Source organism: Terriglobus saanensis SP1PR4 (assembly GCF_000179915.2).
Taxonomy (GTDB): domain Bacteria; phylum Acidobacteriota; class Terriglobia; order Terriglobales; family Acidobacteriaceae; genus Terriglobus; species Terriglobus saanensis.
In genome coordinates this window covers 2,723,157-2,739,169 of record NC_014963.1, presented here as the reverse complement: position 1 = coordinate 2,739,169, position 16,013 = coordinate 2,723,157, and the positions used below count along the sequence as shown (strand labels likewise).

General features: G+C 55.2%; 6 protein-coding genes. 4 read left to right on the top strand and 2 right to left on the bottom strand.

Going from position 1 to position 16,013, the window contains the following annotated elements; genetic code table 11:
* Window positions 1–116 precede the first annotated feature (116 nt).
* The 3 genes from ACIPR4_RS11230 to ACIPR4_RS11220 all read left to right on the top strand — a co-directional run bounded on the left by ACIPR4_RS11230 (window position 117) and on the right by ACIPR4_RS11220 (window position 7,966).
* Entirely contained in the window at window positions 117–2,774 is a 2,658-nt protein-coding gene (locus ACIPR4_RS11230; protein ID WP_013568789.1) for a M14 family metallopeptidase, read from the top strand.
* Window positions 2,775–2,991: 217 nt separating this feature from the next.
* On the top strand, window positions 2,992–5,889 hold the full coding sequence (locus ACIPR4_RS11225) for a TonB-dependent receptor (RefSeq protein ID WP_041586050.1): 2,898 nt from the start codon (window positions 2,992–2,994) through the stop codon (window positions 5,887–5,889).
* Between the two features lie 37 nt (window positions 5,890–5,926).
* On the top strand, window positions 5,927–7,966 hold the full coding sequence (locus ACIPR4_RS11220; protein WP_013568787.1) for a S9 family peptidase: 2,040 nt from the start codon (window positions 5,927–5,929) through the stop codon (window positions 7,964–7,966).
* A gap of 17 nt (window positions 7,967–7,983) precedes the next feature.
* On the opposite strand, the gene ACIPR4_RS11215 is transcribed toward ACIPR4_RS11220, so the two are convergent.
* Window positions 7,984–9,579, bottom strand: a complete 1,596-nt coding sequence (locus ACIPR4_RS11215) for a VWA domain-containing protein (protein WP_144312399.1) — start codon at window positions 9,577–9,579, stop codon at window positions 7,984–7,986.
* 1,242 nt (window positions 9,580–10,821) lie between these two features.
* Between ACIPR4_RS11215 and ACIPR4_RS11205 the strand changes: the two genes are divergently transcribed.
* Window positions 10,822–14,469, top strand: coding sequence for a TonB-dependent receptor (locus tag ACIPR4_RS11205; protein ID WP_013568784.1), 3,648 nt, complete (start codon window positions 10,822–10,824; stop codon window positions 14,467–14,469).
* Window positions 14,470–14,488: 19 nt separating this feature from the next.
* On the opposite strand, the gene ACIPR4_RS11200 is transcribed toward ACIPR4_RS11205, so the two are convergent.
* On the bottom strand, window positions 14,489–15,910 hold the full coding sequence (locus tag ACIPR4_RS11200; RefSeq protein WP_013568783.1) for a DUF4832 domain-containing protein: 1,422 nt from the start codon (window positions 15,908–15,910) through the stop codon (window positions 14,489–14,491).
* Window positions 15,911–16,013 lie beyond the last annotated feature (103 nt).

Sequence of the window (16,013 nt, the reverse complement as noted above, 5' to 3'; positions counted from 1 at the left end):
TTCTCATTATTCAGACTGATTGCTCGGGCTCATCTTATGCCGCACCCTATTGTGTGTTGTGGAAGAAGAGAGCTGTCGATCCGTTTTCCAACTGATTGATTGTGTTTGAGGAGTTTATGAAACGAGCTGTATCCCTTCTTATTCTTCTGATCGGCTTAGGGTCTAGCGCGGCCCAGCAAACCGTCACTTCTCCGGAAGCTGCTTTTGGATTCAAGCCAGGTACAGACCGCAAACTCGCGGACTGGAAGGAGCTGACTGCATACTTCAAGAAGCTCAGCACAGAGTCCGACCGGATTCGCTCCGAGGAGATAGGCAAGACTACCGAGGGTCGCCCCTTCATCGCAGTTACCATCTCCTCGGCGGATAACATCGCCCATCTTGACAAGTACAAGCAGATTCAGGCTCGACTCGCCGACCCCCGCATCACGACGGAGGAGCAGGCAAAGGAGCTCATCACGCAGGGCAAGACGGTGCTAGTGGTTACATGCAACATCCACTCTACCGAGATTGCCAGCTCGCAAAGCGCAACCGAGTTCGCCTACCGGCTCGCCACCGGAAACACGCTGGAGATTCAGTCGATCCTTAACAACGTCATCATTGTGCTTGTTCCGTCCCTCAACCCCGATGGGCAGCAACTAGTGGTCGACTGGTATAAGAAGTACCTCGGTACGCCCTATGAAGGAACGAACCCTGTTGTATTGTGGGCGCACTATACGGGCCACGACGACAACCGCGACTGGAGTTCTTTCACGCAGATCGAAACGCGGTTAGCCGTTGAAAAGGTCATTAATCCCTGGCATCCGCAGATTCTTTACGATATCCACCAGATGGGCTCGAACGGTCCGCGCATCTATTTACCGCCGTGGGTCGATCCCATAGATCCAAACGTCGACCCGTTGCTCGTCTCTTCCATGAACGCTCTCGGAACTAATACAGCGTTGGACATTGCCGCCACCGGTAAGCAGGGTGTCCTAGTTCATGGCGTCTACGACTTCTGGTCGCCGCTGCGCGACTACATCGCTCTGCATAACGGCTTGCGAGTGCTCACCGAGTCCGCGAGCGTAAACATCGCGTCGCCGATCGATATCCCCTTCGAGCGACTTGACCGCGGTATCGGCTATGACGCAAAGGTCGCGGCCTGGAACTTCCCGGACCCTTGGAAGGGCGGGCACTGGACACTTGGCGACATCGTCGCATACCAGATAGACGCTTTCTTCTCGATCGCCAGCAACGCCGCGACTTATCGCGAGCGCTATCTCAGCAACTACTACAAGATCGGCGAACACGCCGTTCATTCCAAGTCCGGCCCCTATGCCTACATCATCCCTGCGGAGCAAACCGATTCCGCCACAACCACGCGCCTCATCAACACGCTTCGCATCGCCGATAACGAAGTCGAGCAAGCAACTGCCGACTTCGACGTGGATGGAAAGCACTACACCAGCGGCAGCTATATCGTTCACCTTGCCCAACCATATGGGGCCTTTGCCAAGACCGTCCTCGAGATTCAGAAGTATCCCAATATTCCCGAATACCCCGGTGGCCCACTCCAGCGTCCGTACGACGTGACCGCACAGACACTGCCGCTCTTATTCGGCGTAACTGCAACCCCCGTCGAGAAAGAGTTCTCCGTTCCATCGCGCAAAGTCGAGGTGGCTACGGTTACACCCGGCCGCTTTGAAAAAACAGCGAACGCAAAGGGCTATCTCATCGACGATGAGACAAACAGTAGCCTCTACGCGCTTTTCGTCTTGCTCAAGGATGGCGTGCGTGCCTATCGCCTTACCGGCCCAGGCACAAGCCCAGGGACCATCTACATTCCTCGTCAAAAAGGACTCGATGAGCGTTTGGCCGCACTCGCTGAAAAGTTTCCTATAAAGATCCGTCCTGCAACCAGCGCGCCTACAGGCACTGCCTTATCGGTTAGGCTGCCGCGCATTGCGCTTTATCAGAGCTGGGTTGCATCCATGGATGAAGGCTGGACCCGTTGGATCTTCGATCAGAACAACATCCCCTACACCCGTGTCGTCGACGCCGACATCCGCAAGGGAGATCTCGATAAGCGCTTCGATGTCATCGTGCTTCCCGATAACGCCCCCAGAGCTATCACTACTGGTCGGTTTGGCGGCGGAGAAGGCGCTGCCCCTGAGCCTCAAGCGGCGCGAGCAGCAAGGCGCAACGGCAACCTACAAAGTACCGCGACGTCTGAGACCGAGCGCGGTCCGCAGATACCTCCGGAGTTCCGTGGCGGGCTTGGCGAAGCAGGCATAGCCGGTCTTAAAGCATTTGCCGAAGCGGGCGGCACCATTGTGACATTGAACCGCGCATCACAGGTCTATGCTACAAAAAATCCCGGTGCGGTCACTAATGCTCTTGAAGGCATTACGAACAAAGACTTCTATATCCCGGGCTCTATTCTTGAAGTAACCGTCGACCCTTCCAACCCGATCGCCTTCGGCTCTACGCCAACGGTGCCAGTCTTCTTCGAGCTCAGCCCTAGTTTCAATCTTACGAATGACGCACGCCCTGTAGCCACATACACGCGCGACAACCCACTACTCAGTGGCTGGGTCCTCGGCGGAAAATATCTCAAGGGCACCGCAGCCATTGCGGAAGAGCCTGTTGGCAAAGGCCGTATCGTGCTCTTCGGATTTCGTCCACAGTACCGCGCGCAGTCTGAGGTCACTTACAAGTTCCTCTTCAACTCCTTGCTCTACTCCAGTTCGAAGAGTGTCTCGCTTGCAGAAGTCGCAGGTCGCAAAGGAGGTGACTAGTGACGTTCCGTCAACTGCACTTTCGCTGTTGTAGCCAACACTAAGCACCTACGCACAATTTGAAAAGCACGCTGTCATTGGCGCCGTCAAAGGCTCGCATGCGTGCGTCTGTTTCTGTATTTCACGCTTTACGAAAAATCCGGAGAGTTCTATGTTTGCCCGACAGCAAGTTGATTTAGCAAAATGCCAACTCACCCCTTCGCTTGTGCGAAGCATCATGTTCATAGCTCTCTCGCTTCTTCTGCTCGTTGTCTCGGGAACTGCAACGCCACTTTGTGCACAAACATCCGCCGATGGCACAATCCATGGTCGTGTCATCGACGGTTCGGGTGCGGTGCTCGCCGGGGTTAGCATTACGGCGCATAGCCCAGCCGTTGGTGGAACATTCAAAGCTGTCAGCGACCAGGAGGGTAATTACCGCCTGACCGATCTGCCGCAGGGCACGGATTACACGGTCGAAGCCGAGGCTCCGGGCTTCGAGAAGTTCATCCGTCTGGGCTTGATCGTCCGCGCGGGTTTGAATGTTGCGGTCGACGTTCCTTTGAAAGTCGGCTCCGAGCAGCAGTCCGTTGAAGTCTCGGGTGATGCGCCTTTGATAGATACGCAAAGCGCTGAGCAGGCGGTCAATCTTAGTGGAGAACTGTTGCGCAACATCCCGGTCACGGGCCGTCACGACTGGTCGGACTCCCTGCAGATTACACCGGGCATCGTCAGTGCTTCGAGCGACGCGCAAGGCGGCCAGACTTATTTTCTCCGCGGCTCCGAGAACGAAAACCATGCCACACTCGTCGATGGCATGGACATCGGGAGCTTCGTGCAGAACTGGCCATCCAATACCATCAGCATCGCCAACGAATCTCTCGGCGACATCCAGATCAAGACAGGCGGCAACGATGCTTCGTCGCCAGCCGCGATGGGCATGGTCATCAATCTGGCGAGCCCTGTCGGTGCGGACCAGTATCATGGCTCTCTTCTCTATCTCATAGGCCCGGCGTCATTCAATGGAAACAACGTAGCCGGCGGCAATGCAGCCGCTTCTGCTTCGGAACAGCCCGACTTCTCATTTGGCGGTCCCATCGTCAAGCAGCGCGCGTGGTTCTTTGCTTCTGGACGGTACATTCATCGCAACGACGGGATCAGTCAGACAGCTGCGCAGGACGCGTATCTCCGAGAGATCTCTTCCAGCTTCGGTACGTTCCCAAATGAGTCTCGTGGATTTGTGTTCCTCGGCAACAGTTCAGTGCAACTCGGCACTCGGCACAGGCTGACTGCGCTTGTTCAGTACGATAGCCGCAAGCAGGATGCGAACTATCAGTGGTACACCGCAAACATCGCTCACAGCCAATACGGTGGGGGTGCCTACGGGCTTCGTCTCATCTCGCAATGGACGTCACGTCTGACGACTCGTTTCCTCGTTTCTTACAACAATAAGAGTGTGAACAGCAGCCTCGGCGCCATCGGCGGTGTAGGCAGCAAGCCCCAGGAGGATATCTATCTCACTTATACCTCCGGAGGTGGAAAATATACGGGTCAGGGCGCTTCGCTCGCCACGCTGAATAATCTATCTTCGGTGTCGGTGAATCCGGCCGACAAGCCGACTCTGACAGGCGACGTCACCTACTATGTTCCCAAGGCGTGGGGGACCCATGAACTCGGTGCAGGCTTTTATTTGGAACCGCATGAGCTAAGTAAAGTCACGACCTACTATGCCAATAACGGCGGCATTATTCAGCAGGATGCCGCTCTCAACAATCCCAACGATCCTACGCAGGGCTACACAATCTTCCACACACAGTCGGTTGGCGGTACGACGAGTTTCCTCAGCAGCTACATTGGCGCCAATGACTACGCATGGTACATTCAGGACCGTTGGCATCCCATCGCGCGGCTCTCGATCACGGCAGGGCTTCGTCCTGACTGGATATCCGGACGCGATGAGCAGTTCAAGGTCACAACCCAGCACTCCTGGAATTACGCTCCGCGTGTAGGAGTCGCCTATGTTCTTACAAAGAATCAGAAGAACGTAGTTCGTGCGAGCTGGACTAAGATCACGGACATCACCAATGCCAGCTACTTGGGGACCGCCGCAACAAGCACGGTAGCTACAACGGATACCTACTACAACTCGAACGGAACAGTCTACGACACAATCGTCACGCCAGCCAGCACCTCGAGTTCACTCGGAAAAACCTTCGATCCGAACCGCCATCAAGGTTACGTGCGCGAGTGGCTGATTGGTTACAGGACGCAGTTGCCGGGTGGGGTCGTCATTGACGCGAGCTACATTGATAGAGAGTACAGAGATCGTCCTGTCCAGATCGATACAAACCAGGTCTACACTACGACCGCGAGCGGGACAGTCTGGAGCGGTCTCGTCAATCCCGCGCTCAACAATACGTACTACGTCACAAATAACAAATGGAACTGGTTCGTCTACCAGGGAGTCGAGGTCACTGTGAGCAAGCAGACAAAGAAGCTACAGCTCTTCAGCACCTATACTTATTCTCCCGATCACTTTGGCGGCACATGGCAGCCCAACGATCCTAGTGCAATTATTGAGCCGACAAAGTTCGCAAACAATGCCGGACTCGGTTCCGTCCGCGGCAATGTGACCAACGACTGGACCGGCGATACACGCAACCGCATGTGGCAGCGCAATCAATCGCGCACCGGTTTGACCTACCGTGCCCCGTGGGGAGTTCGACTATCAAGTACTGTGACGGCGCAGTCAGGTACACCAGGTGGACCTGTCATTACAACATTGACAGCCCTTGGCACTCCTTATGTAAATCAGTACGGTCCATCGACACTCACCATTAATGGTCGTACAGTCTCGAATCCGCTGGCGACACCGTACCGGTTCAAGTATACGAACCGCGGTGTTGGACAGATCTGGTGCCCCTGGCTTATCCAGTGGAATGTTCTGGCAGGCCGTGAGTTCAGAATTACGGACAGTCAGAAAGTGGAAGCCGATTTTAATCTTTATAACGTTACGAATAATGGGTCCGGACAGCAGTTTGTAAATGGCAATAATGCTTCCTCTGCCACGTTCGGTTCACTACAGAACATTCAACAGCCGCGCTCGGCGCAGATCAGCCTGCGCTATCACTTCTAATCCACACCTATCTCTGCATGAAGGGAGATCCCTGCTCATGCAGAGCGAACAGCCTCCGATCTCTGATCTCAAGGAAGATTTCATGTACACGTTGAATCGAAGCATTCGCGTTCTTGCCCTTGCACTTTTGTTTCTATCAACGGATGCGATGACCACCATGCATGCGCAAGATAGTGAACACTTAACCCTGCAAGACTTGCTCTCGCCTGAACCCATCGGTGAATCCGCTCTCTCACCCGACGGCAAGACTGTGGCCCTGACACGTTCAGGCCAGATCGTTCTCCTGCCAGCGGAAGGCGGCTGGCCAATTCCGTTGACCAGTTCGCTTGGTGGCAAATCCGGCTTGGCCTGGTCGCCGGACAGTAAGCAAATCGCCTTCGCCAGTCAGGGCAGCATCTGGGTCGTCTCTACGTCGGGCGGTTCGCCGCGGCGTCTCACGAACTCGCCTGCTGGCGGTGGCGATCCTCGCCAGGCGGCTGATCGCAGTCCGCGTTGGTCGCCGGATGCGCACTGGATACTCTTCCAGAGCGGTCGTCGTGGCATAAACAGTTTGCTCGTTGTCAGCGCCGACGGTGCAACCACGAGTTTCCTCACCGGTCCGCATGATGAGGCTGGAGATGGCCGTTGGTCTCCCGACGGCAGCTCCATCGTCTACGTCTCTCGCAAAAAGGAATACTTCAGCGGTCGTCTCAACGTGCTTAAACTTGACGCGCATTCTGGCCTGCCAGCTGGCGAACCCACTGTGCTCTACACCGCTCCTGTCGATCGCGGAGGCGGATGGTCTATTCGCGGTGCTATCTGGTCTCCGGACGGTAAGACTCTCGCTACCGTGCTGCAAAACTCCGGCTGGAACCACATTTATCTCATCCCTGCTGCGGGCGGCCAGCCTAAACAGATTACCGATGGAAAATTCGAAGACGAAGATCCCGCGTACTCTCCCGACGGAAAGAGTCTTGCCTTCCTCTCGAACCGCGGCCTGCTTGAAGCAACGAATCTGTGGACCATTCCAGCGAATGGCGGCGATGCTCAGCAAGTCGTGAAGTTCGACGTCCCTGGAATCAGCTCTCAGCCGCAGTGGTCTCCCGATAGCAGCAGTATTTATTTTCACCATCAGTCGCCGCAGGAAACATCGGACCTGCTCGTGCAACAGATTGGTTCGCAATCGGCCCCGAAGTACCTGACGCATACAACGCCAAAGAACTTCTCCGCTGCCACACAGATTCCGGAACGCGTAACGTGGAAGAGCAAGGACGGCAAGGAAATCGTCGGTCTTCTGTATACGCCTCGCCAAACGAAGCCTGGAACGAAGCTGCCTGCAGTTCTGCTGATCCACGGTGGCCCGGAAGGGCAGGACGTCTTCCGGCTTGACGAATGGGCACAGTATCTCTCCCAGGCAGGCTATGCTGTTCTCGAACCGAACTACCGTGGAAGCACAGGTTACGGCGAAGTCTTCCGCAATCTCAACGTAGAAGACTCAAATGGCGGCGAAGTGGATGACGTTGCAGCTGGCGTTCACTACCTGATCGATCGTGGTCTCGTCGATCCAGCGCGTGTCGCCATCGCTGGCGGTAGCCACGGTGGAACAATGGTCGCCTATGCTGTTTCTCGTTATCCCGAACTCTTTGCCGCAGCAATCGAGATGTATGGAGTAGTCGACCGTGAACTCTTCGTCTACCGTACTAATCCCTCATCGTCGATTCGCTGGCAGATGAAGATGGGAGGCAGCCCTACAGAGAAGCCCGAAGTCTATCGCCGTGCCAACGTACTGCTCTCCATCGATAAAATCAAGACTCCCTTGTTGATTCTGCATGGAGAGAATGATCCACAGGTTCCACCTGCGGAATCGGCAGAGTTTGCCAAGGCCCTCGCCGGACACCACAAGACCTACTTCTACTTTACCTATCCCGGTGAGATGCATGGATTTTCTCAGCCAGCGCATCGGCTGGATGCATGGCAGAAAGAGTTAGCCTTTCTCGAACATTACCTGAACCCCAGGTTTGGAACGACGACGACATCGACGGATGAGGTTACGTTTCCTTCAGGCGATAAACAAGCAAACGCACACAGCGAAAAATGAATTTTAGTGAATTTGGCCTAAGGCTTGCCCGGCAGAGTCAGGTCAGCCGTTCCTATACGGCCGGTCTGGCTCACGCGAACCACGAATCGCACCCGCACCGCCTTCGTGTCATGCTCGATCTTCGCCGGAAGCTGCGTTCCGATCTCAATTCGACCGGTAGGAGGAACCCCGTCTGGCGCGGTAATTTTCATCGAATGCGCCGAGCGCTTAAGCTCCTTGCCCTTTTTGTCGAAGGTCGTGACCATCATCACCAGGTCGGCGTGACGCTTCTCTATGTCGGTTGCAAAGGTCCATACGAGACCTTTCGCATCGATGCGCACGGTAAAGCTGTCGGGATCGGTCGGCGAAGGCAACACGCTGATCGGTACGGCGTCGTAGACCATGGTGCTATCGGCTGCTGAGATCAGGTCGAAGGCCAGACGTCGGGACGGGTTCTGTGGATTTACCGGAGCGGGCCCACCCTGCAGGTAGTAACCCTCCCGTGTAGTCGCCACCAGCCCCGGGCGGTCCAGTGTGATCCTGATCTTGCGAAACTTCTGCGGATCCAGGGAAGTGTTTCCAGGCCGATAGGTCAATGTGTAGAAGCTTGCGCCGTCACGCACTGTTGTGCCGATCTCCGCGTCCACGTCGTTGCGTCCGTAGAGAGCCTTACCGCCTGTCGCGGTCGCCAGCTTTGCAAACTGGTAGTTGCCACCGAAGGGATCGTTGAACTCAGCGGCTGAACCGTAGGTGTTGTTCACCTGCAGGCCAGCAGGGTCGATTGTATACAGCGTGATCCGCGCATCTCGCAACATGTTCACACACTGCTGCACCAAGGAGTTCACGCGGTTCTGCGCATCAATCGGCACGTTTTGAAAATTGAACGGCGGAAACCCGCGGCCGATCCAAATCATGTTTTTGTGACCGGGGTGACCCTGCGTCGCCTCGGCCACACGCATCAACGTGCTGAAGGCCGTACCGTAGCGCTCAGCAATCCACGCGAACTGGTGCGTCTGCCATGGATATGCCACGAAATGATGGTCGAGCGAGTCGATCAGATCCTGCTTGTTCTGCGTGTAGTCGTGGAGTACGGTGAATTTTTCCAAGCTCACAGAAAGAAGCATCGTCGGCGTGGTCAGCTTGTCCGGCTGCTTCTCCAGAAATTTCTTGAGCGAGTACCGCGCGAAGGCCATGTCCTCAAAGCGCGTATTGAACTCGTCGAGCAGAATGATATTCACCGGCGCTCGCGGAGCGGTCTTATCCAGATCCTGCGTCGAATTGATGGCCGCAGCAGAGACATCGGGAAGGTGCGAACCTGTCTCCTCGAAGTTGAGGATGGTCTGATCTTCCTTGGCCTCGGTGACATGGAAGTCATTTCGCTTCAGGTCCGTGACGATGTTGCCCTTGGCGTCCTGTACGACTACATCGAGCACGACCAGAGAAGCATAGCGCCGGATCGTATAGAGCCCGGATGCGTCTGGTTGCAGAGTTGTGCCCTGAGCGGGAGGGCGCAATTGCGCCGGAGTTATAGCGGGAGTGGCCGAAGAAGGTGTACTTACCGGAGGGACAGGCTGTTGGGCCGAAAGGCCAAAGCTTGTGGCAAGAAGAGCAAGCATAGCGGGGGAGAGTTTCATTGCACCTCGTGCGGAAGACTTAAGGATTTTGTTCGCGCGGGTAAGACTGCTCCGAGGAACGACGCGAAGGCAGCCCACGGCCTCCGCAGACAATGCCGCGAACTCATACATGTTGAGAGCCTAAGACAAATAATCACAAAAGATCTACGGCAAAGAATGCTTCTTCGGTATATTCGGTAATTTTTTCTGCGCTTCTGGGTCCCGTTAAGTTCTGGGTCCCGTTAAGAAGGAGCAGCTGTGGAGGTTCTTAATGGCAAAAGGACGCTACTCCCAAACCATGTTGAAGTGAAGCTGATCTGTCTTCGATCGAAGGCCGGGGGCGATTTGTCGTTGTTCGATATGTGGTCGAACTCTCGAATCCTGGTCCGAATGCCGCGTGACTACTGCTTCCTATCCTCTGAAATCCATTGCTTGGCGCAATTACCCAAGCATCCGTCACCGGTCGCCGTAACCCTTTGCGGTAAGCCTCAAACAGCGTCGGGTTCGGCGGCGGCGGCGCCACAAAGTTGTCGAATCGCTCGTAACTCCCAGTCACAACGCTCGCAGTTGCCACATAGTGGCCAAGAATCCCGGCGTTCACAACCCGTGTGAAGAATGTACCCTGCGGCAGCAATGTGCGAAGGAGATTCGGAATGTTCTCCTGGCCCTCCTCTGCAAAGGTCTCTGCGTCGCGCGTTCCACCCCCAAAGGTTACCAAAATTGTCTTTTGCGCTGGCGGCAAAGCCGTACCTATACGCGCACTCATCGCTGCGCGCGTTATCGACATTGCCGACAAGGCTCCGATGGCCCCTCGAAGGAAGTCGCGTCGTGTTGCCGAGATCGTGCGCGCCGCGTTTAAGTTCGCAAAGCGAATATTCTTAGTGTCCAGCATCGACCTCTCCAGCTTACCTATTAGAAGGTATTTATCGTTGGCTTACTGTTATTGTGCAGCCTTGGTGAGAAAAGTACTGAGGAGATTTGTGCAGACATACTTTCGAGTAAGTTCAAGCGAAGAAACTTGTCTCTCATGATCCCTGCCGGGAAGTTCATCCCATGAACATTGATTCCGATCTTTCAGATAAGTGAGGTGCATACTATTTGCGAGGCAGGTATAGGAAATTACGCGTGTCTAACGAGGCGATATGAGCCTGAATGGCTGTGTTCGCGGCTAGTTAGGAAAGACAGGTGCGGTCCGACCTTGTTCGTTTGTCTCTCGGTCTGTTTTGGTTTCGCCTCTCCGCCAATCAGCCAGTGAGGGGTCTCATGATCCTACGTCGATTTTTTCCATTTCTCTCGGCTCTCATTCTCGGGTCTGGCTTGTCTTCCGCTCATCTACGTGCTCAGGGAACCGATCTTGGTACGATCCGTGGAACCGTCACTGATTCGAGTGGCGCGCGCATTGCGAATGCGCGCGTGGACGTCACGGATCTGTCTACCCAGATCACACGCTCGCTGAAAAGCGATGCCCACGGAGACTTTGGAGCGGCGGCACTGCGTTCCGGAACCTATCGGGTCAGCGCGGCGGCACCTGGTTTCGGCACATCTGTTGTGGAAAATGTAGTGTTGACCGGATCGGATGCTGCCAATGCAGACGTAACTCTGCGTCCCGCAGCGGATGCCTCTGTTCAGGTAACCTCGGAGGCCCCCACCATCAACACTGAAGATTCGACACTGAGTCAAAACCTCACGCCGACTGCCATCATCGAGTTGCCGCGCGACTCGCGCGATATCTATTCGTTCATGTATATCAATCCGAACGTTACTCAGAGCGGAGTTTCCGGTGACTTCAAATTCCTCGGGGCCCAGAGCTATGGGGCGGCTTTCTCCGTGGATGGTCAACGTGCGAATGGCGGCGTCTTCGGTAAGCAGACGCAGAGCAAGCCATCTCTTGAGTCCGTAGGTGACTTCAATGTCCTCTCCAACGGCTTCAGTGCGGAATACGCGGGCGTCGCTAACGTTCGCATTACTACGAAGCGTGGCGGCTCGGCCATACATGGTTCACTTTTCTACAACAACAAAAACTCCGCACTTGCCGCCTGGACGAGCGCAGATAAATCTGCCGCAGTATCGTTCGCTCCGTCCGCTTTTCAGGCGCATTATCCCAATCCTTATTTCAATATTACCGACGCGGGTGGCTCCGTAGGTGGTCCCATTCCGCGTATGAAGAAGACATTTTTCTTTGCAGCATACGAGCATAACTGGACCGTTATTCCTTCCTCCACTGGTCGAATCAATACATTGCCTCATCCAGCCTTGATCGCGGGAGATTTTTCGGGGGTAGCCAACGCTTCAAAGCCTCATGTGCCGGCCGGGACTTCTCTTTCGGCGGCGGAGATTGCGACGGACACTGTGGGCGGTTTGGGCACGCAATTCATACGCATTCCAAGCCGGCTTCTCAATCCAGTCGTCCAAAAGCTGTTTAGCATCTATTACCCTCCTGTCGGCCTTTCAGCGCCGATGGATTCACTTGGCCGTGTGGTGGGTTACCAGACTTCTGTCCCCGGTGCTTCAGGGCAAAATCTTGGCGATCTGCGCATCGATCATGATTTTTCGGATAAGAATCGCCTTTACGGCGTCTACCACGGAGGATCCGAGAACGATGCTCTTGTCGAAGTAGCGGCACCTATCACAGGGCTCGGTCTCAGCAAGACGGATCGACTGAATAACACGGTTTCCCTGTCTTACACCCACGTCTTCAACGATCACATCGTGAATGAAGCGCGTGGTGGCTTCAATCGACAGTACCTGTTCACCCACAGCAACACGACCTTGCGAGGCTACCTGCAGAGCATCGGTTTTTCCGCAGATGACATCACTTCCTATGGCAGTGTTGTTGGCGCGGGCGAACTGGATACCAATGGGCAGGCAGCGATCAACGTGAGCAACTTTGCCGGAGTAGGAACTGGCGGGCGTAATACTAATCGTCCCCTGAGTCAAAATCTCATCACGTTCGGCGATACGCTCACCTGGTCTCTGGGTCGTCATACGATCCGTCTCGGTGCCGATGTCGTCCGCAACGCGGCCCTCGACGGCTTTACCTCGGGGAGGGGGAACCCACGCGGCCTCATCAGCTACACAGGCAGCGGGACCACCGGCCTGGGCGATCTTCTCCTTGGAAATCCACCCGATTCCGCAAGCTTCACCCCCAAAGGGCGACCGGCTATGGATGTCTATAACTGGGAGTCGGGATATTTTGTACAGGACGATTTTCGTATCAGTAGTCGTTTAACTGTGAATCTCGGTTTGCGATACGACCTGTTTTCGCCCTTCACCGAGACGAATGATCTGATGGTCAACTTTAGTCCGGACCTGAAAAATCCAGTAACTGGTTTGAATGGTGCCTACATCATGCCGTCTACGAAGACATTGGAGTACATCGATCCCGCCGTAACTAACTTCGGCTATGTATTTGCGGATCAATCCGGTCTTGGCGTTGGCCGCAGCCTTATTCGGACAGACAGAACGGATCTCAATCCGCGCATCGGCGCGGCGTTTCGCCTGACGAACAGTTCAGTGCTGCGTGGTGGATATGGTTTCTTCACGCCCACATCCACAGCGCACATCATTCGTGATCCTCTGGCGACCAACACTTTCAACCAGACGTACTCGAAGCGTTCTGTTGCAGGAAGTCCGCCGCTCCAAGGGTGGCCAACGCCGGGCGAAACAGTCGCGACCTCACCGAATGCGGGCGGTATCGCATCGGGTTTTGGCAACACACCCACCGCAAACTGCGTTCCGGTCGATCTCAAAAATCCTCGGCTGCAGCAATGGAATGCAACCTTTGAACAACAGCTGCGCTTTCAGTCGTCGATCCGCTTCTCGTATATCGGTGCCTACATCACTGGCGAGACGACAGGCCGTGATCTGAATATGATCGCTCCGAGCGATAACCTGTATGGCGTGACTACCGGCGACGGCGTTACGATCTGTGATCCTGCGAATCTCGGCGACTGCGCATCTTCGCCTGCGGATTTAGCACGTATTCGCTTTCCTGCCCTCGGCGATTTCGTGACACAGTTTGGAAACAACGGACACGGCCTTACCACTTCCTTTCAGGCACAAGTGCAGCGGCAGGCGAAGGGCCTCACGCTCAGCATTGCCTACACTTATCTGGATCAGAAATCGACAGGTCTGGATACGGATAATGACAGTCTGGGTGGGGATGCCTATAACCAACTCGATCCGGGAAGCGACTACGGCACGGATTCGTACGTCTCCCACCACCGCGTTGTCGCTTATGGTGTCATCGATCTACCGGTTGGTCGTGGACTGCGGTATGGTGGTCAAATATCTCGATTTGCAGATGCTTTGATCGGCGGTTGGCAGACTTCCTTCAATATGTTTGCGAAGACGGGCACGGGATTTACGCCGTTCTACCTTTGCAACGACTGCGATCCGGTGTTTCCGGGAAACATCGCATCCGGGGCCATCGACGCGGTGGGCGACTTCAGCGGTGGATTTCGCGCAAGGATCATAGGAGACGTAAAGGCTGTTACAGGAAGGAATCTCCAGTGGAACGCCGCCGCTTTTGCTCTACCCCCCACTGGGTCTACACTCTTCAGCGATCCGACCAACGCGATTCGTAACTCTTTGACCGGGCCCGGAACGTGGGGAGTCAACCTCGGTCTTCATAAATCATTCCACCTTACCGAGAGGGTTGTGCTGCAGATCGGTGCCGACGCGGATAACGTCTTCAACCATCCTTTGCTTTCTCCGGATAACACTACCAGGGATGATTTCTCGAACGTTGGCACTTTCACCGTTCATCTGGACCCGGCGACGGGAGCTATCTTGCCGCTGACGACGGAGTACAACTCCAATCCCGACTTTGGGCTGAAGTATCAGAGTGTGACGCAGGAAGGCGTGGACAGTCGCCGTTCGATTCGTTTACGAGGCCGCATTACATTTTGAGGCTGGGTTCTTTCACTTATCAATTCGCGTTGCCTATAACCACCACGGTACCCAGGTCATACCATCCGTCCTCCTGCCTTCCTTCTATTCCAAGCCGGATGGCGGGTTTGCCGGATTGTGGATCCAGAATGCCAACGCGGACTTTGTAGGTCCCGGGCGGGAGATCCTCAGGGATATAGAGCGATTGATCGACGACCGCATCACCTGGAAGCCATTCCGTCAGTGTAGCGGGGACTTGAAGGATGGCGTTCCCCGCGCTGGATTGCAGATGCAGTGCGAGCTTGTAATCACGGTAAATCGGTGCGACCCCTGCGTTGAGCCACCACATGTGCACGGGCATCATTGATCCTGCATTGACTGCGGTGGGATATTCCAGACGGCGAAGGACGAATCGATACCCCATCTTCTTTTGGAATGCATCGAACTGGGTCTTCCATGCCGAAGGGATGGGTGAGGACTTCACGTTCAGCGAGGTGATGTGCCAGCGAAGCGCCTGATCCAGGATATAAGACACATCGAAGCCTTCCGCCTTCCAACCTGATGGTGTCCAACAGGTCTCCAGCGAGATCGGGCGATGACGCCAGACCTCCTGAATGCCCGTGCGAACGATCTGCTGTGGATAGACGTCGAGCATCTCAGGCTGGAAGTCGGGGGATTGAGACGAAAGCCTCATGTCGCCGAGGCAGTCGAGCCTCCAGCCTGCACCTTTTTGGGTTCCGTAGGCCAGCGCTTGCGGCTCATCGAAGTTCATCAGCAATAACGTATCTGGGAATGCGTCGATCCAGATATCGATCAGTGCTTTCTGGCTTGAGAGGGAAGCCATGTATGGACTCCAACCTTCTCCCCAGTATCCGACGGAAGAGATGTCTACAGTATCCAACGCCGGATTGCCGTTGTAACGTTTGCCTGCTTCCGCGACCAACTCACCCCAGTACTTGAGGTAAAGCGAATCGTTGAAGTCCGGCTGCCAGGTCTTGCCATCTTTGTCGTCCGTCTTGTTCGCGCGCTTGGCCCCTGACTCACGGTACCACTTTGGCAACGGAGCAAGACCGTCCTCGTCATAGGGCATCAAGCGGATAGCAAGACGTTGTCCGTGAGCTCGCGCCTCCGAAAGTGCGAGATCGATGATGTCCCAGCGAAACTTCCCATGCTCGGGCTCGATCGTGTCCCAGTACCATCTGCAGTAGGAGATGGTGGTGTCTGGAAAATCGGGCTTCGTCTTTGCGGGCGGCAATTTGGTCACTGGACCCATCTCCGACCATTTCAAGGGTGGGTTGGGCTCCTGGCCGTTAAAGCGCTGGAAGGTGGTGATGCCCATGCCCGGATTGAAGAGTACATCCGAGATCTCTCTCGGTCGCACAACCGTTGTCTTCTTTTGCGCGGTGGCGGAGCCGAGAGCAACTGCGCTTATTAAGAGCGCCAGACAAAGAGTGGACTTCATGCATTACCTCTTCTTCTTTGCAGAACATGGTAACTGGCGGGGAAATAAGTAGGTGATGAGAGAGAAGACGGATTTTGGCACGGTGAAACTCCGCAGATATTCT